Below are 26,271 nucleotides of genomic sequence, written 5' to 3'. Positions count from 1 at the left end.
CAATTAGTGCTCGTCTCTAATTAACTTAACCTTACATTAATATTTAGGTGTTGTTATGTTTGAGCGGGCATTGCAAAAGTTTGCTAAAAGTCATTACTTTTTAGCTATAGGTTTGTTTTTTAGTCAGTTTGCTTTAAGTGCGAATATTGAATTAGTAATAGAAGATCAACACGGCCAAAAGTTATCAGGTGCAGTGGTTGAGCTTAATATTGCTGACAAACAAGCCACACCATCAAATTTGCCCATTGCTATAATGGATCAAGTCCATAAGCAGTTTTTACCCGAATTATTAGTTGTACAACAGGGTCAAAAAGTTAACTTTCCTAACAGCGATAATATTCGCCATCATGTTTATTCTTTTTCACAAGCTAAGCCTTTTCAACTAAGATTATATTCAGGGCAACCAAAAGAGCCCATTACGTTTGAGCAACAAGGGGTTGTTGTTTTAGGGTGTAATATTCATGACTCTATGGTTGGCTATATCTATGTAGCGAGTAGTGAATCCGTATATAAAACAGATAAAAAAGGCTATGTTAGTTTGCCTATTAATACGCTGCCTGCACAAGTGAGTGTGTGGCACCCTTTACAAACAGCGCCATTGGAGAATAAAAAAATGATAACAATTAATTCTCAAAAACAGTTACAGATAACAGTAAACACATCGACCCCAGCACCTAGAAATACCTTTGGTAGTAAGTTTAAGGCTGGTAATGACTAATAGTTTACGAAATCGCATAACCATTTTATGTGTTGGCTTAGTGTTATTAACCACTATGGTCAGCTTGTTTAGTTTTTGGTGGTCTACGAGTAAGTTTCAAGAAGAAAAAGTAAATCAAGACATTACCGTAGCGCAAAATGTTTATAAGCAATATTTAAAATCAAAAGAAAGCCTACTACTAACCGCAGCAAAAGTACTCACCTCCGACTTTGGTTTTAAGCAAGCTGTAGCAACGCGGGATGCCGGGACAATAAGCAGTGTGTTGTTTAATCATAGCCAACGTATTGATGCCGAATTAATGCTGCTACTTGATTTATCGGGTAGGCTAATTTCCGCCAATACTGACGAAGACGCTTTTGCACATAACTTAAAGCCGTTAATGGAAGAGCTTTTAAGTGCGCCAGAAGAGTCTAGTTTTGTGGTGCTAAATAACGAGCTTTACCAAATTATTTTATTACCCGTAAGAGCGCCACGTACAGTGGCCTATAGTTTGGTGGGTTTTAAAATTGATGACAATGTAGCCCATGAACTAAAAAGCTTAACAGGCATGGATGTGAGCTTTATAGGTAGCGCTGACGATATTGTTATTAGTTCATTAGCTAATCGCCCTGAGCAATTTGAACCTGTTAGCTATTTTAGTACCGTAACCACATCGCGTTTTTTTGGTGAGTATTTGGTGTATCGTAACCGAGATATAGATTTACCATCGTTGTTGACCCATCCTATAATTATTTTACTGAGCGCCGATTTAACACAAAGTTATAGTGACTTCGAAAAACTTCTTTTTACACTTATTATTTTAGCTATTTTAACTATGTTTGTAGGTGTTATTACGAGCAGCATATTTGCAAATAACTTAACTACGCCACTTACTCAACTAGCTGTAATAGCAAGGCAATTTGCACAAGGTAATTATGCTTTTGAATTTAAAGGGCGAAGGCAAAGTACCGAAATAGACACGCTAGTCGCAGCGTTTGATAGCATGGGTAATGATATTAATCAGCGCGAGCAACAAATTAGCTTTCAAGCCAGACACGACTCCCTAACAGGCTTTTATAACCGCTCAGCCATGCTTGAGGTGCTTGATGATGAGTTAGATTCATCAGCCGAGTACACGCTCGTTGCAATAGACATAAAGGGTCTTCGCCATATAAACGATAAGCTCGGTCCGCGCATTGGTGATGACTGCCTAAAGGCGGTTGCTTGCAGAATAAGTGAGTTTTCGGATGAGTTAGGGGGCTTTCATGCTCGTATTGGCGGCGATGAGTTTTTAACTGTGTTTCCGACGGCTGCAGCGCGCGAACACAAAAGCGGGATTGTTGGCTTAATGGCACAATTACAAGCGTGCTACACCATTCAAAAACTAAAAATTAACTTACGCTTTAGTGCGGGCATTGTGCAGTATCCTACGCAAGGAATTGCAAGTGATGACTTAATGCGCCGCGTGCTAATTGCTGTTGAAAGTGCTGCAAACACACAAGAGAGCATACATTATTATCAAAATGGTGAAGACGAGGCGCACTTAGAGCGCTTAATAATGCTTGATGAATTAAAGCAGGCTATTAGTGATGACGATGGCCAGTTATTTATGACCTATCAGCCAAAATTACACATGAAAACGCAAAAAATAGATAAAGTTGAGTCACTTATTCGCTGGCAGCGAAAAGATGGTAGCTGGGTTAATCCTGAACTGTTTATTGACTTAGCTGAGCAGTCGGGCCTTATTGTTGAGCTTACTGGGTGGGTTGTTAATACGGTTGTAGCACAAGTAGCTGATTGGCAGTTTAAAAATATAAACTTACAGGCTGCAATAAATGTATCTGCGCAAGACATAGCATTTCCGGGCTTTCATGCTGCATTAGTTCGTACGCTTAAAAAGTACAAAGTAGATCCTAAGCTGATCACTATTGAGCTTACTGAGCGCGATATGATCGAAAACGAAGAAAAAGGTATTAAAGCGCTCGAAAACCTAAAGGCAATTGGCGTTAAAATATCATTAGATGATTATGGTGTAGGGCAAACATCACTTGGTCGATTAAAAATGTTACCGATTGATGAGCTTAAGCTAGATAAGTGCTTTATCCTAAAACTTGATGAATCGCAAAAAGATCAATTTATAGTGCAATCATCAATTACGTTGGGGCATCAGCTAGGCTTTTCTGTTGTAGCTGAGGGGGTTGAAACACTTGGCTCATTAAATTTACTTAGAGGCATGCAGTGCGACCATGCACAAGGCTATTACTTAAGTAGGCCTTTAAAAGCAGAACTATTAGAAGAATGGCTGGAGGAATACTATGAAAAAAATTAAATACTTATTAGCAAGTTTGTTTTTAATAATTAGTGTACCGAGCATTGCAAGCAATGGAAAACTGCTAGCTACGCCGGGAGTTTCTCAAATTGAAGGCAGTGGCGGCGGTGGTATTGTACCGTGGGCACAACTTGCTGGGTACGCAAGTGATGATGAATTTTCGATAAATGGCTTTTGTAGCCGCGCAGATGTAACCGACTACACACTTGACGTATGTGGTGCACAACTTAATTTATTTAATCGTGTTGAGCTCAGTTATGCCCAACAGCGCTTTGATGTACCAGCACTTGATGCTGAAATAGAGCAATCAATTACAGGTGCTAAAATACGTTTATATGGCGATATTGTTTACAGTGATTGGCCACAGCTTAGCTTAGGTATTCAGCATAAATCACTGGATGATGGCAGTATTGCAACACTTGTAGGCGCAGAAGATACCAGCGGCACTGACTACTACCTCGCTGCTAGTAAGTTACATTTGGGGGCTATTGCTGGTTATAACTGGTTTTGGAACGTAACCACACGATACAGCGAAGCTAATCAACTTGGTTTGCTTGGCTACGGTGGAGAAAATGGTAGTGGTAAAGTGCTATTTGAAGGCAGCACAGCACTATTTTTTAGTCGTGAAGTAGCCGTAGGTGTTGAGTATCGTCAAAAATCAAATAACTTAAACTTAGGCGAACAAGATTGGAAAGACTTATTTGTAGCATGGATGCCTAATAAGCACGTAAGTGTGACAGTGGCTTACCTTGATTTAGGAAGCATTGCAGGAGCTGACGATCAAACAGGTTGGTATTTATCGGTAACAGGGTATTGGTAATGAAAAGCGTTGGTATTTTTATAGTATGCGTAGGATTGCTTTGTAGTTGTGCTAGCTCAACGCAATTATCGCTTTATCAAAAGCTGGATGGTAAAGCGGGGATAGGCAGAATTGTTGATAGCTTTATCTATCAAATAGGTAATGACGAGCAGATAATTCATTACTTTGAACACAGTAATATAGCGTACTTTCGCCAAGGGTTTATTACTCATATGTGCATGTTAGTAGAAGGCCCATGTACATACGATGGCGACTCTATGGTGGCTATTCATACTGGTATGCATATTACAGAGAAAGATTTTAATCATGTTGTTGATTTGCTTATAAATGCAATGAATGAGCAAAATGTTAGCCATAGTTTACAAAACGATATTCTTTCTAGAATGGCGCCACTTCGTGATGAAATCATAAAAATGTAATTTTATTTTTTAGTAAAGAAAATGCAGCTTCAACTATTTTTTCTGGTGAAATTTCTTTAATTATTTCAGCATCATTTAAACTACTGCCATTGGCAACTAGAGATATTTTGTTCTCGCACTTAGGTTCTACAATACTCCAGGGTGAAGTTCCTAAACCAACTACAGCAACGAATGCTGTTTTTGTTGCAGCAGCTATATGCATTGCACCGGAATCGATCGTAATTAATAAATCTACACTGGCAATTATATCGACAAGTTCGGTCAGTGTTGTTTTACCAGTTAGGTCTTGGAAATCAATACTATTCTCTATTAAATCTGTAGATATTTTTGCATTGTCTGTTATCTCTTGGTTGTCCCCAACCAGTACAAAATGAGACGGTAATGTTTGGTTTATAAGAGCTAACGATTGAAACGCTTGAGATGATGGATAGTGTCTATACTTTTTTACTAAACCACCATAATAAACTGCAATCGTAGGTTTATTACGATCAGCTTTAATTAATTTACTTCTTTTACTAAAAACGTAAGTTGAAGGGGATGTAGTAAATGGTTGGTTATGTGGTTCATTTACTAAGCGGCAATATCTATTTATGTAGTGGTGATTATTATTAATCTTGTATTTGTGGCTTAGCAGCCAAGAACGTCCATTCTTTTTATAACCTATTTTATATTTTATATTTGCTAGAGTGCAGAGTAAAGCGTCAGAAAAGGCACTTTTCATAATTATGGCTAGTTGAACATTGTGCTCTTTTATTTTTTTTGCTTGATAAAAAATAGATTTTTTTTGCTTTTTATCATGACGCTCGTCAATCATAACCGTCAAATTAAAGCGGTCATCACGTTTAAATATGGGAGCTAAAAGAGGGTTAACTAGGACAATTATTTTATTGTTAGGGTAGAGTTCTCTTAAAAGCGATATTGCGGTCGTATTATTAACTGCATCACCAATAAACTTTGGATGAATGACTAAAATTGTACCTGTTATTTTTTTATTTATAGGTAAGGTCATAATTAATATACTGTCTTAATTAAATTATTCATAATTCTAACTCAATTTTTTAAGTAATATGTATTTATTTATTTATTTATTGGATATAAACCATGAAAAACCTTATCACCTACCAACAACTGCAGGCACAACTCAACAACCCTGCATTAGTGATATTTGATGCAGGTATGCTGCGCCCAGGTGTTTTGGGTGCTTATTCGCCTCAAGCAATGCTGCCTAGCGCTAAACGTTTTGACATAAAAAACGAATTGGCCGATAGATCAAATCCCTTACCAAGTATGGTATGCAGCGAGCAGCAGTTTACCCACGTGATGCAAAATGCAGGTGTAAATAACGACTCGTTTATAGTTGTATACGAAGATGGCGGTTTATTTAGCGCAGCAAGAGCGTGGTGGATGTTTAAAGCTATGGGGCATCACAATGTTAAAGTACTCAGTGGTGGCCTTAAAAAGTGGTTAGAGAGCGATTACGCCACACAACAAGGTTATAGCAAAGCGTCAGGTAAAGGTGATTTTACGGCAAACTATAACTCTGCGTATTTTATTAATAGCCAACAAGTGGTTGACGTAATCGATGAGCCCAGCACTGCATTGCTAGATGCACGTGCTTATAAGCGTTTTACAGGCGAAGAAAGTGAACCCCGAAAAGGCATGCGTAGCGGGCATATCCCAAATAGTCGCTCGTTACCTTTTATGGATTTACTTAATAAAGGTGAAGCAAAACCACTTACTGAAATTAAAGCGATATTTAATGACGTGGTCGGGGATGCACAGCAGCTACAATTTAGCTGTGGCTCAGGTATTACAGCCTGTGTTTTAGCGTTATTTGCTACTGAATGTGGTTACAGTAATTTAAGTGTTTTTGATGGCTCGTGGAGTGAGTGGGGCGCAAGTGATTCATTGCCCATCGCCACGGGAGAAAAGTAGACGTGTTGGATATGTAAAGCTTGCTCACGTTAAAAGCGCAGCGCCTCTAAACCTCTTTGTGAATAACAGTACTTAAAAATATTATTCACAAGGCGAAGTGAAAGAGAAGAAAGTGAGAAGGTAAAAACCAATGTTTGCTCGTATTTGTATTAAATGGTTTTTACTTTCTAAAACCATAAGGGCAGTTTTTACAACCATTTTTGCAGCACGAACCACGCTTTAAAAAAAACCACTTACTAAAAATCATGTAACCACTTTGCATGCTGTAGTCGAGCCCTTCAATTAAATTGTCGTTACCTCTAAATTGCTTTGCAAAGTCTATTTGGGTTTTAATAGGTTGTGTATAAACACCCTCTAAAAAAGTATTTATTTTATTAAGCGTGCACTTGCGGCATAAACAACTTGTTGCTGTGATATCAAGCGGTAAAATAGCTGGCAGCTCATTGCACCAACACGCTGATATATCGTCTACATTACACGTTAGAGTACTGTGGCATTGAGTGCAGTTAAGTTGAGTCATTATAATTCTTTTTAGTAACAGTGAGCCAAGAATAACAAATATTATGAATACACAAAAAGCATTAGCTGAATTTATTACATTTGGTGAGCAAAGGGACGAAGCTATATCGGTTATCGTTTCAAGCCCTGCTGATAGCAATAAAACTCATTATACTCTCTCAACCGAGGTTTTAATCGATGTCCTTAAACGCTGTTTAAGTAACGAAATAGACTTAGATGATTTAGAGCTTTGGGCAAACGTAATTGAATCGCGAGATGACATTGATTGTGCAGAGCATGAAGGTTTTATTTATGCGCTCAGTAATAGCGAGCAAATGGGAGAGCTTAATCATCAAAAGCTTGCTCAAATAGTTGCGTTAGTAAAAATTTGATTTGTTTAAAAAGCGAGGTATAAAACCTCACCTACAATATATGCAACCCTGTAGGTGCGAATTTACTTCGCGCTCATGTAACGTGGCTTTGGTGTTTAGAAAGCGAGGTGTAATACCTCACCTACAAAAAAACCGCACTTCAATTGAATGCGGTTTTTTAAATTGAAGACAATCGTTTTAAGCGATTATTTATGATATCCCAAGCACGTTTCTACTTCGTTTTTAGAACCTAAAATAACGGCTACACGCTGGTGGATTGCATCAGGCTGAATATCCATAATACGTTCGGTACCGGTTGATGCGATACCGCCAGCTTGCTCTACTAACATAGCCATTGGATTTGCTTCGTAAAGTAGGCGTAATTTATTTGGCTTTTTAGGATCTTTGGTGTCGGTAGGGTAAGTAAATAAACCACCACGGCTAAGTACACGATGCACATCGCCCACCATTGCTGCAATCCAGCGCATATTAAAGTTTTTAGCGCGCGGGCCTGTATCGCCTGCTAGCAAATCATTGATATAGTTTTGCATCGCTGGTTGCCAATGGCGTTGGTTAGACGTATTAATGGCAAATTCGTTTGTATCAGCAGGAATATCAGCAAAATCTTGTGTAAGTAAAAAGCTGCCTTGTGTTTTATCAAGGGTAAACATACGCGTGCCTTTACCTGTAGTCAGCGCAAGCATTGTTGACGGGCCGTAAAGTACGTAACCTGCTGCAACTTGCTTATGACCTGGCTGCATAAAAATGCTTTCGTCAGCGGCGTCAGAACCTTCAGGCGCTTCCATAATGGAAAATATAGTACCGACAAGCGAGTTAATATCGGTATTTGACGAGCCATCGAGTGGATCAAATGCCACTATAAATTTAGCGTCTGGGTTACCTGCTACTGTGTAGTCTTCTTCTTCAGAGGCGATTGCTTTAACCGTACCTGATTCCAGTAAAATATCTTTTAACAGCTGATTAGATAATACATCGAGCTTTTTTTGAGTTTCACCTTGAATGTTTTCATCAAGGGTTGAGCCTAATACGCCAGAAAGCGCGCCTTGACCAACGCGAAACGAAATTTCTTTACATGCCGCTAAAATTGTTCGAATTAATGATAAAAGTTCTCTTGAACAACCATCTTCTAGTAATACTGGAGGGAGTCTACGCATTCTATTTTCCTGATAACGTGTTAAAACCAATCATAATGTGAGAGAGATTAGCTTAGAGCGCTGAAATTCGTCTTAAATAACTGTATTGTTTAAATAGCACCCTATAATGGGACCACCTAATCGTACTTAAAACACAAATAACAAAGATAAGATTATGAAAAAAATACCACTACTAAGTTACATATTCTTTACTGTGCTGTGCTCTATCATAACTCAAGCGCACGCAGCAATTAAGTCAATTGATGAATTTACTACGCAAATGAATCATTTTCCGGGCTATTATTCGTTTTTTTACGATACCCAAAACGGAAAAGTATATTTAAAAGTTGATAAGTTTGAACAGCAATTTTTACTGCAACAAAGCTTACCTTACGGTATAGGCTCTAACGATATCGGCCTTGATAGAGGCCAGCTTGGTAATACTCACCTTGTGCAATTTGAGCGTTTTGGTGACAAAGTAATGCTGCGGGCTGTGAATACTTACTATCGTGCTAATACAAGTAACAAGGCTGAACAGCAAAGTATTAAAGAAGCGTTTGCATCAAGTATACTTGCTGGTTTTAAAGTGGTTGCAGAAGATAAAGCCACAGCACTTATTGATTACACGCCTTATTTATTAAGTGATGTACATGGCGTAAGTCGCAAGCTTGCTGCACGTAAGCAAGGGAGCTTTAGCCTTGATGAATCACGTAGCGCCGTTTATATGAATCGCTCAAAAGCATTTGTAAAAAACACCGAGCTTGAAGCCGTACTTACATTTAAGGGCACAAAACCAGGTGAATTTGTTCGCCAAGTAAGTGCCGACCCTTATGCGCTTACTGTTCATATGCATCATTCACTTATTCAATTACCAGATGATAACTACACGCCTCGTAAGTTTAATCCGCAATCAGGTTTTTGGAGTATAGAACATAAAGATTACGCAGCGCCGCTTGGTGACTCTATGTACGTGCGTTATATACCGCGCCATCGTTTAACTAAAAAGGATTCAAGCTTACCTATTAGTGAGCCTGTTAAACCAATTGTTTATTACCTTGATCCTGGCGTTCCAGAGCCCGTTAAAAGCGCTTTGCTTGAAGGTGGAAAGTGGTGGAACGACGCATTTACTGCTGCAGGATATAAAAATGCATTTATAGTAAAAGTGCTGCCAAGTAGCGCCGACCCTATGGATATTCGTTACAACGTCATTCAATGGGTACACCGTGCAACGCGTGGTTGGTCATACGGTAGTTCGGTAATCGACCCACGTACAGGTGAAATACTTAAAGGGCACGTAACACTCGGCTCATTGCGTGTCCGCCAAGATATTTTAATAGCCGAAGCACTCGCTGCTCCTTATTTAAAAGGCAATGAAGTTGCTAAAAACTTGCAAGCAATGGCGCTTGATCGTATTCGCCAATTAAGCGCACATGAAATTGGCCACACGTTAGGTATTTCTCATAACTTTGCAGCATCGGTAGGGGATAGAGCCTCAGTAATGGATTACCCACATCCGCTACTTAGTTTTAATGAACAAGGTAAGCTTGATGTAACGCTCGGCTATGCAACAGGCATGGGCGTGTGGGATACCCAAGTAATTAAATATGGCTATAGCGATTTTACTAACCAAGATGAAAGCGCAGAACTTGCTGCTATTTTAAAAGAGAACAAAGCCAAAGGCCTTGAGTTTATATCAGATAGCGACGCTCGTGCTAAAGGTGGCGCGCATCCAACAGCTCACTTATGGGATAACGGCACTAATCCTTCGCAGGAGCTTTTACGAGTACTCGACGTACGTAAAAAAGCGCTTTCGCAGTTTGGTATTAATAATATTAAAACGGGTGATTCATTATCGCAATTAGAGGAAAAACTAGTTCCGCTTTATCTGTTTCACCGTTTTCAGGTTGAGGCTGCAGTGAAACTTATAGCCGGTGTTGATTACGAATACGAAACACGCGGTGACTCACCCGTAAAAGGCGCACAAGTCGTTAATAAAAAAACACAGCAAGAAGCAGTAAACGCTATTTTTGCAACGCTTAAGCCAAGTAACTTATTACTTCCTGAATCTGTGTTATCGCTAATTCCGCCAAAAGCATATGGCGAGTCTAAATCGCGCGAAAGCATAGTTGGACGCACAGGGTTAACGCTCGATGCAATGGCATTACCCGAGGTTGCAGTGCAGCACAGCTTGTCGCTTTTATTAAATGCACAGCGTTTAAATCGCTTAGCGCAGCAGCAAGCGCGTAGTAATGACTTTTATAGTTTAGATGAGTTACTTGAGGAGCTATATAGCCAAGTGTTTAACGTGTCATCACCTAATACAATGACAGGTAAAATCACTCAGCGCGTGCAATTTTTAACAGCAAAAGCTATGGCTGATTTAGTAGCAAGCGATAGTGCAAGCCCTGAAGTGCAAGCGCAGTTACGTTACTACCTAGTTAAGTTGAGTGAAGACTTTAACCAAAACTCAATGCTGAGCCATACAAGTACTGGCGAGAGTGCGTTTAAGCAATATTTAGCTGAGCAAGTAAATCAGTTTTTAATTAAAGGGCAATGGCCAAACAACTTTAAAGTGCTGCCAATCCCACCGGGCTCACCAATTTAGAATAAAAAGTAGAAGCGCTTATTTTTAATCAATCATAAAGCAAAACACCGAGTATATTTATACTCGGTGTTATTTTATTCTAAAAACGAATACGTACACTAAGACTTTATTTGCACTAAATCGTAATCGGCCATACCAGGTACTATTGCCTGTAAGCGAGACTCGGTTACATCGAGTGCATTTAAACATTCGCAATACTCAGAAGCTTTAAGCTCTAATTGATGCGCCTTTTTTTGTAGCGACTTATCAATTTCTCTTGAGATAATATCCATGCGTTGCCCCATGTCGTTAATGCGATCTTCTATATTACCTTCGCGCGATTTAAACGCATCTCCGAGTGATACCAAAATAGCACCTAACGATCCATGCACTGCAGAGTGAATTTGCTGACTGATCTCTTTAGTAAAAAAATCATCTATTTGCGAAAGTGATTGAGGGGCTATAAAAAAGAAGTCATCGCCGCGCTTAAACTTATCCATTAGCGCGCGCTCTACATACTTTAGTTGTGTTTTAAGTACTTCAGGTTCTTTGTCTGACATACCTTCAACTACGTGTTCAATAGCGCTTAAACCTAAGTTAACACCATCGGTAGCAAGGTTTACTAATTCGGGGACTGTGTGGCGAATACCATTACTAAACTGTTCGAGTACTTTGCTTTCGTCATCGCTTAAATCAACCCAATAACCGCGAATAAATAGTTGGTTATTGTTATTAATTTGTACACGAGTCTGGCCTTTATCTAATATGCGAATCGCATCGTCAGTGATAATTAAACCATGACGTAATTCAACATCGCATTGGGCTTGAGCAAAGACACTGCTGCTTGAGAACGCTATGGACAACGCCAATATCGAACGAGATAGAAACGCCATAAACACCTCAAAAAGACTAAAATGGAAGGCGAGTAGGTTAACAAAAAAACAACTTTATGCAAGGGAAAATAAACCTATCAACTATCTCACACAATAGCTGTATAGAGCGCAGCTTGAGTTTTTAGATACGGCTATGTTGAGAAAAATAGATAGCACAACAAAGGACTTAGTATAAAGCTAAATAGGTAGTGTTAGCTCACATCTAAATAAGAACACGTGGTTTTAAAAATGAAGTTTAAAAAGATACAGCTATTTAATTAATTAAGCTTTTAATAGCTGACTCCAAATTTACTCTGGAGTCAGCTTAAAAGGCTAGCGGTTAAAAGCCAAAATCTCTAGTGTGAAACTACTATTAATCGAATTGCATCAAGTTGTAACTGCGTTTTTTCAATATACGTAGTTAGGTCGTTGCGTTGCTTATCGTAGAAGGTAATTTCTTCTTGGCGAATATTCGGGTTAATTTGCTTAAGGGCTACCAGTCGCTCTTGCTCTTCACTGAGTGACGTTTGCATTTTAACAAGCGACGCTGCACGAATAACTTCAAGTTTTTCTTGTGCCATATCTTTAGCGGTAGTAATCATAGGGTGAACAGCGCTTTGTAGTGCACCTGCAAGTTTACTTGCTGTTTGGCGGCCAACGGCTGATAACTGCTGATTAAAGCCTTCAAATGCCACATTCTCACCTAAATTATTACCTGCTTTATCAAGCAATATACGAATTGGTGTAGGCGGTAAAAAGCGACCAACCTGTAATACTTTTGGTGCCATTGCTTCTGCAACAAAAATAAGCTCAACAAAAAAGGTACCAGGCGGTAACTTTTTGTTTTTAAGCAATGCAACCGATGCGCTACCAAAGTCGTCGTCACAAATCATATCCATGGTGCCTTGCACCATTGGGTGATCCCAACTAACAAAGTGCACGTCTTCTTGCGAAAGTGCCGTATCGCGATCAAAGGTAACGGTCATACCGTCTTCTTTAAGCGATGGGAATGATGGGTTTAACATATGCTCAGTTGGCTTTAAGATAATGGTATTTTCGCCTTTATCTTCTTGGCTTACGCCAAATGTGTCGAACACGTTGATCATGTAGCTTGGTAATTCAAACTGATTGTCGAGTTTTTCGATTTCAGCTACAAGTGAATCTGCAGCACCTTGACCCGATGAATGTAGCTCTAGTAAACGATCTCGTCCGCTTTCCATTTTTTTACGCAGTACTGCATTTTGCTGTGCTACTTGCTCAAGTAATGGATCGAGTTCGTCTTCATCGCAGTTATGCGCAGAAATATATTCAAGTAGATCATCACGGAACTCTTTATAAAGCATTTGTCCTGTTGACGAGGTAGATTCGAATGCGTCTAGACCTTCGTTGTACCAACGTAGCAATACTTCTTGAGCGGTGTTTTCAAAATATGGAACATGAATGTTCACATCTTGTGTTTGACCTATACGGTCTAATCGACCAATACGCTGCTCTAGTAAATCTGGGTTCAATGGTAAATCAAACAACACTAAGTGATGCGAGAACTGGAAGTTACGACCTTCTGAGCCAATTTCTGAACACAGTAATATTTGTGCATTATCGTACTCATCTGCAAAAAATGCAGCAGCGCGGTCACGCTCAATAATAGACATACCTTCGTGGAATACCGACGCTTTAATTGCTTCGCGCTCACGCAGTATTTGCTCAAGGCTGATAGCTGTTTCAGCTTTAGCACATATAAGCAGTACTTTTTCGCGCTTAAGCGTTTTAAGAGTGTCGATTAACCAATCTACACGTGGATCGAATAGACCCCAGCTTGCGCTTTCGCCTTCAAACTCTTGAAATATTTTTTCAGGAAAAAGAGCGCGGTGTGCACTTAGTTCAGGGTTTTGAATGCCGCCCATATTACCGAGAACCGACATAGCCGTTTTATACTGCTTTGGCAGTGCCATTGGGTAGGCGTGTAATTTACGACTTGGGTAGCCATCAATGCCGCTGCGGCTGTTTCGAAATAATATGCGACCCGTGCCGTGGCGATCGAGCAGCATGTTAAGTATTTCTTTACGTGCTGGTAAATCACCTTGCTGTGCTTTTTCAAGAATATCAGTAATATCGGTTTCTTTTAATAGCTCAATTAGTGTGGCTTTGGCTGTGTCGTCTAGCCCTTGCTCTTGCAGTAATTGATTTGCAGCTTCAGCAACGTCTTTATAATTTGCTTCTTCTTCTTTAAACACGTCGTAGTCGTAAAAACGGTCAGGATCGAGTAACTGTAAACGTGCAAAGTGGCTGCTGTGACCAAGTTGATCAGGCGTTGCGGTAAGTAAAATAAGGCCAGGAATATCTTGGCTAAGCTCTGCCATACGTTGGTACTCTGAGCTTGGCTTGCCGTTATTTATACTTAGGTGATGGGCTTCATCTATAACTAGTAAGTCCCAATCAGCAAGTGTTGCTTGTTCAAACCAGCGTTTTTTCTTGGTTAAAAACTCAAGACTGGTAAGTACCAATTGCTCTGTATCAAACACGTTTGGTGAATCTGCAAACGCTTCGTCGCAGCGTTCTTCATCAAAAATAGAAAAATGTAAGTTAAAGCGGCGTAGCATTTCTACTAACCATTGGTGCTGTAGATTTTCTGGTACAACAATAAGTACGCGGCTCGCACGACCACTAATAATTTGTTGGTGTAAAATCATGCCCGCTTCAATTGTTTTACCAAGGCCTACTTCATCTGATAAAAGTACGCGTGGTGCAAAACGTTTACCCACTTCTTGGGCAATATAAAGCTGGTGCGGAATAAGATTAGCACGTTGACCAATTAAGCCTTTAATAGGCGATTGTTCACGTTCAAATTTATGTAACCACGTTTGGTAGCGAAGTGTATAGCGATCAAAACGATCGACTTGGCCCGCAAATAAACGATCTTGTGGTTTATTAAACTTAATAAAATGATCTAAAAAGGTTTCTTTAAGCTTGGCAGTTTCGCCGTTATCAACACGGGTGCCGTGATAACACAGTAACTCGCCTTGTACTTCAATAGACTCTACTTCTAATTCCCATTCTTCAACGCTTTTGATCACATCGCCAGGATTAAATGCCACACGGGTAACAGGTGCTTCTGCACAAGAATAAACACGGCTCTCACCACTGGCAGGAAATAATATGCTGACCTGACGGCCTTCAATGGCAACAACGGTGCCTAATCCTAAATCTGACTCTGTATCACTGATCCAACGCTGACCTAAGGAAAAATTCATGTATGTCTCGTCTATGATGAAAAAGGCGGCTATGTTACCTGTAAGCTAACACCACTGCAAGGCGCTATTTGGCTCACTTTTAATTAATTTTGTAAGTGTTAATTATTACTATTAAAACAACTTGTTTATGACTCTTTTTTAGGTAAATCAAAACTAATTACAGTTTGTAATAAAACGGACTTTTATGACAAATAGACTAAACTTACATTATGCCTTGGCAATTAAGTATTGCAGGTTTAAGTTTTGCCCGTTTTACTTAGTTATTTTGGTATAGCATAAAAATCATAAAACGTAAGGAAAGTGCTATGGAAAAAGCTTCGAACCTTGAAAGTAAAATGTATGTGCTAGATACCAACGTACTACTTCACGAACCCCTCGCTTATTTGTCTTTTCAAGAACATGACGTTGTAATTCCGATGACAGTGCTTGAAGAGCTTGACCACATAAAAGACAGAAAACACGACGTAAGCCGCGATGCGCGCGTCGCTATTCGTGGATTAGATGAAGTACTTAAAAATGCAACGCCTGAACAAATGCTACAAGGCGTGGCGCTGCCGAGTAACAAAAAGGCAAAAGCGAGCTCCGCAGGTACCCTCATTATTGTAAACGACCATTTATTTGCCGACTCCATTTCTGGTTTGCCGGGTAACGAAAACGACCATCGTATTATTAATTGCGCTGTGTATTTACAAAAGCAGCACAGTGATTCAAAAGTTATATTAGTAACAAAAGACATAAACATGCGTTTAAAGGCCAAAGGCGCAGGGCTTAAATATGTTGAGGATTACCGTACCGATCAACTTATTGACGATATCAGCTTACTCACTAGTGGTTATAAAAAAATTGAAGGTGATTTTTGGGACCATGTAGGGGAATGTAATACGCAGCAACACGGACGAGATACGCTTCATCATGTGCCTAAAAACTTAATACCTGATGTATTTTGTAATGAATATTTACTTGATGGAGGGGATCAGTTTGCGGCGCGTGTTAAATCGTACGATGACGAGCACATAACGCTAAAAGATATTGGTGTTGAGCGTTTAATGCATCAACAAGCATGGGGCGTTAAGCCCAAAAATATTTATCAGGGAATGGCGCTTGATGCGCTGCTAGATACAAGTATTGAACTTGTTATTTTAACAGGACCAGCAGGGTGCGGTAAAACCTTGTTAGCACTTGCCAGCGCTCTTGAAATGGTCATCGAAAAAGGTATTTACGATAAAGTAATAGTCACTCGTAATACCCCAGAAATAGCAGAGTCCATTGGCTTTTTACCCGGCACTGAAGAGGAAAAAATGGCGCCGTGGCTTGCAGCCATTACCGATACGCTGGAGGTATTGCACAAAGGCGACGAAAATCCGATATCAAGCCGAAACTACATTATGGAGAAGGCTAATGTTCAGTTTAAATCGGTTAACTTTATGCGTGGGCGTAGCATACAAAATGCGGTGGTAATTTTAGATGAGAGCCAAAATTTAACGGCATCTCAACTTAAAACGATTATTACCCGCTGCGGCGAAGGTACTAAATTAATTTGTACGGGTAACTTGGCGCAAATAGATAGTAACTATTTAACGCCAGTAACATCGGGCTTAACGTACATAGTAGAGCGCTTTAAAAACTTTGAAGGCAGCGCAACTATAAACCTCAACGGTGTTGTACGTAGTCGCTTAGCGTCATTTGCAGAAGAAAATTTATAACTTGCGCTTAACAAATTGGCTCGATAGTCTATCGATTGATTTTCGAGCCAAATGGCAGGCAGTACATTGAATTTTTTACCTCTGAAGCATTATTATCGTTCATTATTTATTGCGCTTTTAGTGCCATTGATTGTCGCTTTTTTACTGTGCTTGCACTTATATAATATAAAGCTTGAGCGGGCGGTTGAAAAACGCGAAGCCGATTTTACGAATGTTTCAGCACAGGTTACTCACGGGATGGAGTCGGTGAGTAATCTACTCACCACCATGTTTAGCTTATACGAACAAACGACCTATCCAAAAATAAACCAAAGCTTACTCGAGGGCATAAATCAATATGATGGTTACTATTACCGTCACTTTAGTGAGCAAGGCACTGAAATTGTAGGTAAGGGGGAGTTTGCGTTATCTGCTAAGGAATTAATGCAGTGGCAGCAGGCTATTACATTAGGGCCTTCGTTTAATACAACGCTTGCATTAATGCAGTCGTTGTCTGCTGTAGCATATGTTGATAATAATGGCTTTGCTTATGTAAGCAGGCGCAATAAAAGCCAAAGTTTAATGCTTACTGAAATTCTAAATGGAAAATTCAAGCCAAAATTTTCACCAAACAAACTTACTTCAAGTCCCATTGTTAAAGTGAATGATAAATCGTATTTTGCTATTGGCCGACAACGAAGCACTGGGTCAGCCGATTACATTATTTTGATTTATGATGTTCAGGCAATTTCTGGGTGGTTAAAAAAGGTTTCACCGAACAGTGGTGAATACGTTTTTATGAACCAATCACATCAAGTTATCGCCAGCTCTAAACAGTTAATAGAGCAAGCAACAGCATTAAAAAATTATTGGCCTGATTTGGCCCAGCACCATAGTAAAAAAACAGTCTTAACTAGTGATAGTAATTACTTTATGCAGCCAATGGATGAGTTACCTATTCACGCAGCATTTTACGAGCACAAACCCCAACTAATCAGCCCAATTAAGTATGAAATACTATTAGAGTTTGCATTTTTAACGCTATTTTTAAGTATTATGTTTGGTGTGTTTTTTTGGTTAAGTCAGCGCATTTTTATTAAGCCAATGACTCACTTAATGTCGTACCTAGAGAGTAACGGTACACAGCAAGAAGTGCAGCTCGATTATAAAGTACCGCTGAGCTGGCAGCCTTGGTTTTCTAAAGTGAAGCGTGTATTTACTAAAAACAAACAGTTAGTTGATTCATTACAAAGTGCAAATAAAGCTCTGGACGACCAGGTTCAGTTGCAATCAGAAAAACTAAGCCGCAGTTACGAAGCAAAAGAGCGCCACTTGGCTTTGCTCAACACTATGCTAAACAGTGTGCCAGATCTTATTTATTTTAAAAATATTGATGGATCATTCTTAGGATGCAATAAAGCATTTGAGGCGTACATCGGTAAAGATCAAACTGCATTAGTCGGTAAATATGTAGATGATTTAGGTGATAACGATCAACAAATAAATGCGCTTGAAAAACAAGTATTACAAAATAGAAACAGTGTTGAACAGCGAATAGAAACCGATAAAAAAACGTATCAACTTACTATTGCACCTTTTTATAACGAGCACCAACATCTGTTGGGGACTATGGGTATTGGTCGCGATATTACCGAACAGCAACAAGCATTATTGGCCTTAAAAGCATCAGAATCTAAATTTAGAAGTGCGATTGAATTTGCGGCTAACTGTGTGGTTTTACTCTCGCTTGAGCACACAATATTACAAGTAAATAAAGCGGCAAGAAAGCAGTTTTTTGAACAGCCAGTACTGGTTGGTGAGCAGTTAAAAGCATTGTTTGACGATACTCAATGGCAGCAAATAAAAAGCACTTTAGCGCAATTGCTAGATGACAAAAAACGCGTATACCACTTAACGCTTGCTCAAGGGCGCTTAACAAGTTGGTTGCAACTGAGTGTATCGCTTGTATGGGATGAAAACCGCGACCCAGCTTATTATGTTATTCACATTCAGGATGTGAGTGCATTAACTAAATCAAAACTAGATGCCGAACGAGCAACCCTTGCTAAAAGTCGCTTTATAGCCAATTTAAGTCATGAAATACGCACTCCTCTTAATGCTGTTTTAGGGCTGCTCGATATGCTTATTGAGCAAGGATTAACGCAAAAGCAATTACAACAAACGGATCAAGCTAAGCATGCAGCACAAAGCTTGTTGCTAATGCTCAATAGAATGCTTGATTTTGCACGCATAGAAAGTTCGCAAACCGATTTAAAACAAGCATCTTTTAGCATGGTTGAGCTGGTGGATATCTGCGAAAGTTTAACGGCTCCATTGTGCGAAGGAAAAGGTATTGAATTTGTTATTGATATTGACCCGTTAATAGCGCCTGATTTGATATGCGACAGTATTCGCTTACAGCAAATATTAGGTAATTTATTAACAAATGCTGTTAAGTTTACAAAAACAGGTTCTATCACTTTAAAAATGGAACTTATTGAAAGCGATAGCCTAGAGCAACAGCATATTTGCTTTAAAGTAATTGATACCGGTATGGGCATAGATGAAGCCGATCAGAGGCGTTTATTTGACGCCTTTACGCAAGGTGATGAGTCTTCAACACGTATACATCATGGTGTTGGGTTAGGTTTAGCGATTGTTAAACATGCGGTGTCATTAATGGGAGGGGAGATTGCTTTAAAGAGTAAAAAAGGTCATGGCTGTGAGTTTTACTTCAGCGTTAGTTTTTTGGTTGATACCACTAAAAATACGATGTTACCGACTAATACATTGGCTATTTTATCGGATCAAAGTAAAGAGCTTAAGCAAGTAACAAATGCTTATACAGAGCTTGCTAATATTAATTTAGATGAAGTACTCAAATACCCAATTAAGCTCTCTAATACTCAGCAAATAATAATCGATGCGGCCGATTTACCTGCACTTTTAAATGTTGAAGCAATTAATGATTCGTTATCAGCTAAAGAAACATCGGTAATTATTATTAATCATCAGCACACACTTAATTTACCAACAAGTGAGCATTTAGCTGCGCATCACGTTAAAGCCTCTGCATTGGGACAAAGGCTATTTAGCTTGAACTCTCAGCAACAGCCTAAAGCTAGTACCAATGCCGTAATATATAATACTGCTGAAACTAAAGTTGATATATCGGGTCTACTTGTATTAGCCATTGATGATAATCAACTTAATTTAGAAATAATTAGCAGTGTATTACGTCAAGCAAACGTAAGTGTTGTTACCGCTTTAAGCGCATCTATCGGCATGGAATTATTGCAAGTTTTAAAGCCTGACTTAATATTGATGGATGTGCAAATGCCGCAAATAGATGGCTGCCAAGCTACGGCATTAATTCGTCAACAGTTTGACGCAAAGCAACTGCCTATTTTTGCTTTAACGGCTCATTGTGAACCCGCTGATATTGAACGTTCTTTAAAGTGCGGTATGAATAAGCATTTAACTAAACCGGTTGTTGCTAAGGTACTTATTGATGCAATTGCCGATTTAAACTTAGTTAAACCAAGCTTTTTTGAAAAATCATTCGCATTAACGCAGTTTAGTATGGATGAAAAGCTCCTCAATACAATGATTGGTAAATTTGCTAATTTATGCGAAACCCAGCTATTGCAAATAGAAGAAACAACCAATAAGGATGATTTGGTACGCTTAGTGCATAGTATAAAAGGTGTAGCAGGTAATTTAGGCTTTAGACGATTGTCTCACTGCGCTTTATTGTGTGAAAGAACACTTAAAACAACTAACAAGCCTGTTGAAATAACACTGAAAGAGCTTATTATGCAGTTAGAACAGGTAATTGTTTTTATAAAAGGGGTAGGGGCTAGGGATGTCGAAAAGAGCTAAAGTACTTATTGTAGATGATGATCCAATCAACAGATTAGTACTTGAAAAAACACTTAAAGTAGAACACGACGTATTCTTAGTTGAAAGTGGTGAAAAAGCACTGACCTTTGTAAAAACTGCGCAAGTTGATTTAATTATCCTTGATGTGATTATGCCAGGAATTGACGGCTATGAAGTGCTTGTGCAACTTAAAGAAAATCCGATAACTCAATCGATCCCCGTTATATTTATATCAGCTAATCGTAGCCATGACGACGAAGCTAAGGGCCTAGAGCTCGGTGCTATGGATTATATCACCAAGCCATTTAGCCCTTCTATTGTGCGTGTTAGGGTTCGTAACCAATTACTTATAAAGCAAAAAAATGATCTGCTAGAGATGCTAGCCTCAATCGACGGCTTAACTGAAATCCCAAATAGACGCTACCTAGACGAAAACTTAGCTCGTGAATGGCGCCGAAGTAAACGCAGTGGAACCCCGCTATCGGTGTTACTTATGGATATAGACCACTTTAAGCGTTACAACGATTGCTACGGACATCGTGCTGGCGATGAATGTTTAAAGGATGTTGCACAAGCACTCGCAGCTCAATGTGAACGTGGTAGTGACTTTATAGCTCGTTATGGTGGTGAAGAATTTGCAGCTGTATTACCTGGAATGAATAGGCATGAAGCTATGGAGTTTGCTAACAAATTACGCAATGCTGTAAATGCTTTGAATATAGAACATAAAGGCTCATTAAATGCAGACCACATCACTATTAGTATAGGTATTGCCACTACTCAAAGTGGTAAAGTGTATGCTGAGCAAGCGTTATTAGAAGAGGCCGATTTAGGCCTATATGCCGCTAAAGATGCAGGGCGAGATAGAATAGTTGCGCTCTAAAAACTTAATATACAAAAATGCCAATATTCATATATTGGCGTTTTTGTATCAAACATTTTTTATTGGTTACTGCGTGATCATACCTAAAGCGGTTTCACCAATGCCCACTAACTTATCATTTTTAAATACAAGTGGCGTACATTCATCTTTCGTTGTTTTAGAATCTGAATGCTTGCTATGAGTTACATAAAAAAGTACTTGGTATACATCGTCATCTTTTTTTAATAGCTCTGTGAAATTAGGCGTTTTTAATTGCGTTAAAACAGATTGGTAACTGCTATCCATTTTTAGCTCTGATATAACTTCACGATTATTTTTATGTTGTGCTTGCCAGCTAGATGAATTCTTACCAGCCCAATGAGTCTCAGCTTCACCATCTGATACGGCAATAACACAGCCTGTTAAAAATGGAGCGATTAAAGCGGCTGCTAAAAGTGATTTTTTCATTTTTATTTACCTTAATAAGATTTTTAATTGGTTATTAGCTGTATTAAAGCAAAGAGTAGACCATATTTTTAAGTTGTTATTAATCAGTTTGTTAAGTGGGTTAAGCTGTTTTTATCTAATAAAATATTAAATGTATTAGTAAAAACAGCCATTTTTTAGCTTATTTGATTACTACAATAAAATCACTACACCAAGCGGTTACGTGATTCGCCTTTATTAAATGCAGCAATATTTAAACTTACTTCATTAATTAAACGCACAATAGATTCGGTGCTTGCCCATGCTATATGTGGAGTAAGTAAAAGGTTATTACCTTTGTAATTAGCAAGTGGGTTTGAAAGCTCAGCTGGTTCTTTAGTTAGTACATCAACACCGGCTCCAGCAATTAGGTTTTGCTCAAGCGCTGTAGCTAAGTCGGATTCGTTAATAATTCCACCACGTGCTGTATTAATAATTATAGCGCTTGGCTTCATCATTTTAAGCTCATTAAGTGCAATTAAATCACGTGTTTCATCTGTTAGAGGGCAGTGTACGCTGATTATATCGGCTGTTTTAATGACGTCTTCAAAAGGCGTACGACCATCACGACATGCAACACCTTTGCGCTCTGCAACAATAACATTTGCGCCAAATGCCTCAGCCACTTTAGCAACGCCTTTACCTAGCGTACCACCGCCTATAATGGCAAATGTTTTACCTTGTAAGTCGTTAAAGCTGTAATCGAGTATGCAAAATATTTCACTTTTTTGCCACGCGCCTTGCTGGCAATCCGCCTGATAGCGGTGTGTGTTACCCAGTAAGTTAGTAATTAAAGAAAATGTATGTTGAACAACAGAAGGTGTTGAATAGCCAGCTACATTAGTTACGGCAATACCAAATTCTTTAGCGGCTTCTAGATCAACATTATTAGTACCAGTTGCACTTACACAAATTAATTTAAGCTGTGTAAGTTTGCTAATAGTGTCGCGATTTAAAACGGCTTTATTAGTGATTAATACATCAGCACCTTGGCAATGTTCAATAACTTGCTCTGGGCTAGTAAGTTCATAAGTCGTTAATTTACCAAGTTGTTCAATACCAGTAAGAGACGTTTTAGCTAACGTTGCGTTATCAAGAATAGTAATGTTCATTATGAGCCCTAAAATAAGTGGATCTGAAAGAGTTAAAATCGTAAAAAGATGCCTACGATCCATCAAAAATCTAAAATACGAGCTTAAGGTACTACGAAAGAAAGGCTTTGTTAATGGTATTACTACCAAATGATTAGAGGGCTTTGTATTAGTGGTCTGCCCACTAGCAGATTGAGAACATGGTATTTTGCTAGACTGATCAGATTTTTGCACTTTTAAGCAAGCTCATGGTCATAGAAGGTAATTAAACTCGGCTTTAAAGCAAGTTGCTAAAAATAAAAATCGTTTTTTTGGTTATTTCGCATTTTAGATTGGCTGAGTTATAATCGGATATAGACATAAACGGTGCGCTTTGGCGTACCGTTTTTTAACACTGTAGATGTAGTAATGAGTGAATTAGAAGATAAATACGCAGATATACGCCCATACAACGACGACGAAGTTGCGGCGTCGCTTACACGTTTAATTAACGATGATGCGTTTATTGATGTAATAGCAAAGTATAATTTACCGCGCTTTTTATCGGCAGTGCCTTTTATTGCGCGTCCAATGGTAAGAAGTCAGTTACGCAAAAAATGGGGCAAAGTTAGCACCGTTGAAGATGTGCAAAATGAAGTGGCACAATACTTAGATAAACTAGTGAAACGCACCACATCAAAAGTTACCTTTTCTGGGTTAGAACAGTTAGATGCTAACCAGGCCTATTTATTTATTTCAAACCACAGAGACATAGTGCTTGATCCTGCATTAGTTAACTGGGGTTTATACCAACATAAAATGAAAACAGTGCGTATTGCTATTGGCGATAATTTATTGCAAATACCTTACATTACTGAGCTTATGCGTCTAAATAAAAGCTTTATAGTTAAGCGCTCTGCTAAAGCACCAAAAGAGATGTTAAAAGCACTGACTCAATTATCGTCATACATTTACGATTCTGTGGTCGGTGGAAATTCTATTTGGATTGCGCAAAAAGAAGGGCGTGCAAAAGACGGTTTTGATCAAACTGATCCTGCGCTTTTAAAAATGCTGCAATTAAATGGGCGTAAACAAAAGAAAGAGTTTGGCGATTATATTAAAGAGTTAAAAATAGTGCCTGTTTCTATTTCTTATCAATATGAGCCGTGTGCAATTGCTAAAGCCAAAGAGCTTTACCACAAGCAACATCATGGTGAGTACGTTAAATCGGCTGGTGAAGATATTGCGAGCATTGTTGAAGGCTTTAGTACTGCTAAAGGGCACGTGCATTTAGCATTTGGGCAACCAATTGAATCTAAATGTGATAGTGCTGAAGAGCTTGCTAAAACAATTGATAGGCAAATTGTTGATTCGTTTTATTTACACCCAGGCAATTACATCGCTGGTGGTTGTAAAGATGCGGTAATAGACTCTCCTGATACAGCGACATTTGAACAACGTTTAGCTTGTGTACCTGAAGAGTTAAAACCATTAGTGCTAGCTATGTACGCTAAGCCATTTCACCGTAAAACAGAGATAAATACTAATAGCTGTGAACATTAATACTCACAGCTCAATGAAATTAAGCAGCAATTAAATTGCTGCTTTTTTTTTGCTCAAAAATAACGCTATACTAATACCTCCTCTTCAACTGGGCGGTACTTATGCATGCAACAAATTGAAATATTTGATATTCCAAGTCCTTGCAAGAGTATTTGCTTAGTTAATAACAGAGGGTATTGCAAAGGGTGTTATCGTAGTCGGGATGAACGCTTTTCGTGGAATACCTTAACTAACGACCAAAAAAAGAAGGTGCTTAGTTTGTGCCAGCAGCGCTACAAACGTTATCTTCAAAAAAAGCAGCAAAATGCAGTGCCAAGCACACAGGCGCAGCAGCAAGGGTTCGACTTTTAAAAGCTTAATCCATACTTGGCTCTTAGTGCGTACACAGTGCCATTGTTAGTTAAGTTAATTAATGACATTTTAAGCTTTTCTACCAAGTTTTCATTACGCTTATTTAAATAATGATAAAGCGGATAAGTATTCAGCACTTCTTTTACAAAGCAACCTTGAGGTGACGGGAGCTCATTGTTTTGCATTATAAAATTAATCATTAAAGCTCCCTGTACTTTTTTCTGAGCAAGCAAATTAAGTTGGGTATTCATGCTTTTAACTTTAATAATATTCCCTGCAAACTGTGTGCTTGCTAAATAATGTTCTTGGACAGGGTAGCCATCAACAATTGCGACGCTATCGAGCTGTTCTAAACTGCTAGGTAAACAGTTTTTATATAATACTAAGTCAAACTTAAATAGCTCATAATCGACCCTAATTAAGTTTTCGTAATTTTCTTCAACGCTTGCATCTCTTCCTAACTGCCCATCAAGTACGCCATTATTTGCAGCTAGCAAAGCATTTTGGTGGCTAAAATCGATTATATGTATTTTAAAACCGATATCTGCGTATGCTAACTTTAATAACTCTAAGGCATAATCAGCTTGTGGTGTACTTTGCGGACGATTAAAAGTGAGGTTGTATTGATGACTAAAACAAGAGGCACTAAAAAATAAATTTACCAATAATAACAAGATACTAAAATGTCTATTCATTATCAGTTCCAATTACTACAGAAATAAATAAAATAAGACGCGTATAATAACAAGGAGATTACCTCTTGCCCAGTTTCGGGGTTAATCAAATAATTTTAAAAGCGAATGAGGAAGTATTGTGAGTTTTAATTTATGCCTATTGCCACGTGAAGAAAAATACCAAATTCAGTTAGATTATGAAGCGTCTTTTTGGGCGTATCAAATTAAGCGAAATAAAAAAACGAGAGAGCAAGTTTATAATACAATCCATAGCCGTCCAATGGCTGAACAAATGGTTTTGAAGCAAAAATTTGAGCAGTATTTAGCGCTAATGCTTAGCTAAGTGTTGATATAAAAATGTATATAGTTGAGTTGCTGGATGGGCTAAAAGTTCCACTCGTTAATAAATTTTATAAAAAACATAATGTAAGAGGGCGGGCTAATAAACAAGATAAGGTATGGGTTACTTACTATAATAATGAAATAGTTGCAGCATGTAGGTTGCAAGATAAAACAGAGTTCTTATTTTTATCTACCGTGTTTGTTGCGCTGGAACATCGCGGTAAAGGTGTTGCTAAACAGCTATTATCAACACTCTTAAAGTCGCAAGATAAGATGATTAATACCTTCGCATATAAAAACGTAGTTGATTTATATTGTGCTATTGGTTTTAACCAGGTGTTAACATATACTCTTGCTTTACAAGTACTTTTTGATACTTACAAACATCGAAATATAGTCGCTCTAGAGTACCCATAATAATAAATAATA

The 26,271-nt window shown here is 38.6% G+C and carries 22 protein-coding genes; 14 read left to right on the top strand and 8 right to left on the bottom strand.

From position 1 onward, the window contains the following. Nucleotides 1–55 precede the first annotated feature (55 nt). Genes PARC_RS15250 through PARC_RS15235 form a run of 4 tightly spaced genes read left to right on the top strand, consistent with a single transcriptional unit; the run spans nucleotide 56 to nucleotide 4,265 of the window. Nucleotides 56–718, top strand: a complete 663-nt coding sequence (locus tag PARC_RS15250; RefSeq protein WP_007581955.1) for a methylamine utilization protein — start codon at nucleotides 56–58, stop codon at nucleotides 716–718. Beyond that, entirely contained in the window at nucleotides 711–3,026 is a 2,316-nt protein-coding gene (locus PARC_RS15245) for a bifunctional diguanylate cyclase/phosphodiesterase (RefSeq protein ID WP_007581956.1), read from the top strand. Before PARC_RS15250 ends, PARC_RS15245 begins: the two co-directional genes overlap by 8 nt. Next, on the top strand, nucleotides 3,013–3,846 hold the full coding sequence (locus PARC_RS15240; RefSeq protein WP_010553316.1) for a DUF3034 family protein: 834 nt from the start codon (nucleotides 3,013–3,015) through the stop codon (nucleotides 3,844–3,846). The genes PARC_RS15245 and PARC_RS15240 overlap by 14 nt, the downstream gene beginning before the upstream one ends. Continuing rightward, nucleotides 3,846–4,265, top strand: coding sequence for a group I truncated hemoglobin (locus tag PARC_RS15235; protein WP_010553315.1), 420 nt, complete (start codon nucleotides 3,846–3,848; stop codon nucleotides 4,263–4,265). The genes PARC_RS15240 and PARC_RS15235 overlap by 1 nt, the downstream gene beginning before the upstream one ends. Here PARC_RS15235 and PARC_RS15230 read toward each other — a convergent pair. Next, entirely contained in the window at nucleotides 4,252–5,274 is a 1,023-nt protein-coding gene (locus PARC_RS15230) for a glycosyltransferase family 9 protein (protein WP_010553314.1), read from the bottom strand. The genes PARC_RS15235 and PARC_RS15230 overlap by 14 nt on opposite strands. Nucleotides 5,275–5,366: 92 nt before the next feature. Between PARC_RS15230 and PARC_RS15225 the strand changes: the two genes are divergently transcribed. Next, entirely contained in the window at nucleotides 5,367–6,200 is an 834-nt protein-coding gene (locus PARC_RS15225; protein WP_010553313.1) for a sulfurtransferase, read from the top strand. A gap of 160 nt (nucleotides 6,201–6,360) precedes the next feature. Here PARC_RS15225 and PARC_RS15220 read toward each other — a convergent pair whose 3' ends face one another. Further along, nucleotides 6,361–6,720, bottom strand: coding sequence for a DUF5522 domain-containing protein (locus PARC_RS15220; protein ID WP_010553312.1), 360 nt, complete (start codon nucleotides 6,718–6,720; stop codon nucleotides 6,361–6,363). A 43-nt stretch (nucleotides 6,721–6,763) separates the two neighbouring features. On the opposite strand from PARC_RS15220, the gene PARC_RS15215 reads away from it, so the two are divergent. Then, nucleotides 6,764–7,090, top strand: coding sequence for a hypothetical protein (locus PARC_RS15215; RefSeq protein WP_007581969.1), 327 nt, complete (start codon nucleotides 6,764–6,766; stop codon nucleotides 7,088–7,090). Between the two features lie 185 nt (nucleotides 7,091–7,275). Here the strand turns inward: PARC_RS15215 and PARC_RS15210 are convergent, their stop codons facing one another. Next, nucleotides 7,276–8,244, bottom strand: a complete 969-nt coding sequence (locus PARC_RS15210) for a class 1 fructose-bisphosphatase (RefSeq protein WP_010553311.1) — start codon at nucleotides 8,242–8,244, stop codon at nucleotides 7,276–7,278. Between the two features lie 154 nt (nucleotides 8,245–8,398). Between PARC_RS15210 and PARC_RS15205 the strand changes: the two genes are divergently transcribed. After that, nucleotides 8,399–10,828 (top strand): zinc-dependent metalloprotease, encoded by a 2,430-nt coding sequence (locus PARC_RS15205; RefSeq protein WP_010553310.1) that lies wholly within the window; start codon nucleotides 8,399–8,401, stop codon nucleotides 10,826–10,828. Between the two features lie 98 nt (nucleotides 10,829–10,926). Here PARC_RS15205 and PARC_RS15200 read toward each other — a convergent pair whose 3' ends face one another. Then, the gene (locus PARC_RS15200) at nucleotides 10,927–11,700 is read right to left on the bottom strand and encodes a YggN family protein (protein ID WP_010553309.1); all 774 of its coding nucleotides are present in this window, start codon (nucleotides 11,698–11,700) and stop codon (nucleotides 10,927–10,929) included. 335 nt (nucleotides 11,701–12,035) lie between these two features. Then, nucleotides 12,036–14,930: an RNA polymerase-associated protein RapA gene (gene rapA, locus PARC_RS15195; protein ID WP_010553308.1), complete on the bottom strand. Its 2,895-nt coding sequence runs from the start codon at nucleotides 14,928–14,930 to the stop codon at nucleotides 12,036–12,038. Nucleotides 14,931–15,235: 305 nt separating this feature from the next. On the opposite strand from rapA, the gene PARC_RS15190 reads away from it, so the two are divergent. The 3 genes from PARC_RS15190 to PARC_RS15180 are packed head-to-tail and all read left to right on the top strand — an operon-like array spanning nucleotide 15,236 to nucleotide 21,377. Continuing rightward, entirely contained in the window at nucleotides 15,236–16,633 is a 1,398-nt protein-coding gene (locus PARC_RS15190; RefSeq protein WP_010553307.1) for a PhoH family protein, read from the top strand. A gap of 51 nt (nucleotides 16,634–16,684) precedes the next feature. Further along, complete coding sequence (locus tag PARC_RS15185) at nucleotides 16,685–20,494, top strand: PAS domain-containing hybrid sensor histidine kinase/response regulator (protein ID WP_010553306.1); 3,810 nt, start codon at nucleotides 16,685–16,687, stop codon at nucleotides 20,492–20,494. Further along, complete coding sequence (locus tag PARC_RS15180) at nucleotides 20,478–21,377, top strand: diguanylate cyclase (protein WP_007581985.1); 900 nt, start codon at nucleotides 20,478–20,480, stop codon at nucleotides 21,375–21,377. Before PARC_RS15185 ends, PARC_RS15180 begins: the two co-directional genes overlap by 17 nt. 66 nt (nucleotides 21,378–21,443) lie before the next feature. Here PARC_RS15180 and PARC_RS15175 read toward each other — a convergent pair whose 3' ends face one another. Both PARC_RS15175 and PARC_RS15170 read right to left on the bottom strand, forming a co-directional pair. After that, nucleotides 21,444–21,824 (bottom strand): DUF3192 domain-containing protein, encoded by a 381-nt coding sequence (locus PARC_RS15175; RefSeq protein WP_007586943.1) that lies wholly within the window; start codon nucleotides 21,822–21,824, stop codon nucleotides 21,444–21,446. Between the two features lie 185 nt (nucleotides 21,825–22,009). After that, nucleotides 22,010–22,954, bottom strand: a complete 945-nt coding sequence (locus tag PARC_RS15170) for a D-2-hydroxyacid dehydrogenase (protein WP_010553305.1) — start codon at nucleotides 22,952–22,954, stop codon at nucleotides 22,010–22,012. A 387-nt stretch (nucleotides 22,955–23,341) separates the two neighbouring features. On the opposite strand from PARC_RS15170, the gene PARC_RS15165 reads away from it, so the two are divergent. Further along, nucleotides 23,342–24,475 (top strand): 1-acyl-sn-glycerol-3-phosphate acyltransferase, encoded by a 1,134-nt coding sequence (locus tag PARC_RS15165; protein ID WP_024590668.1) that lies wholly within the window; start codon nucleotides 23,342–23,344, stop codon nucleotides 24,473–24,475. Nucleotides 24,476–24,580: 105 nt separating this feature from the next. Then, complete coding sequence (locus tag PARC_RS15160; protein ID WP_007586940.1) at nucleotides 24,581–24,826, top strand: DUF1289 domain-containing protein; 246 nt, start codon at nucleotides 24,581–24,583, stop codon at nucleotides 24,824–24,826. Here the strand turns inward: PARC_RS15160 and PARC_RS15155 are convergent. Further along, nucleotides 24,823–25,521: a substrate-binding periplasmic protein gene (locus PARC_RS15155; RefSeq protein WP_007586939.1), complete on the bottom strand. Its 699-nt coding sequence runs from the start codon at nucleotides 25,519–25,521 to the stop codon at nucleotides 24,823–24,825. The genes PARC_RS15160 and PARC_RS15155 overlap by 4 nt on opposite strands. A 118-nt stretch (nucleotides 25,522–25,639) precedes the next feature. On the opposite strand from PARC_RS15155, the gene PARC_RS15150 reads away from it, so the two are divergent. Both PARC_RS15150 and PARC_RS15145 read left to right on the top strand, forming a co-directional pair. After that, on the top strand, nucleotides 25,640–25,843 hold the full coding sequence (locus PARC_RS15150; protein WP_002962585.1) for a DUF3283 family protein: 204 nt from the start codon (nucleotides 25,640–25,642) through the stop codon (nucleotides 25,841–25,843). 14 nt (nucleotides 25,844–25,857) lie between these two features. Continuing rightward, the gene (locus tag PARC_RS15145) at nucleotides 25,858–26,259 is read left to right on the top strand and encodes a GNAT family N-acetyltransferase (protein ID WP_010553303.1); all 402 of its coding nucleotides are present in this window, start codon (nucleotides 25,858–25,860) and stop codon (nucleotides 26,257–26,259) included. Nucleotides 26,260–26,271 lie beyond the last annotated feature (12 nt).

The organism is Pseudoalteromonas arctica A 37-1-2 (assembly GCF_000238395.3).
GTDB lineage: Bacteria > Pseudomonadota > Gammaproteobacteria > Enterobacterales > Alteromonadaceae > Pseudoalteromonas > Pseudoalteromonas arctica.
This window is presented reverse-complemented; position numbering and strand designations above follow the sequence as displayed.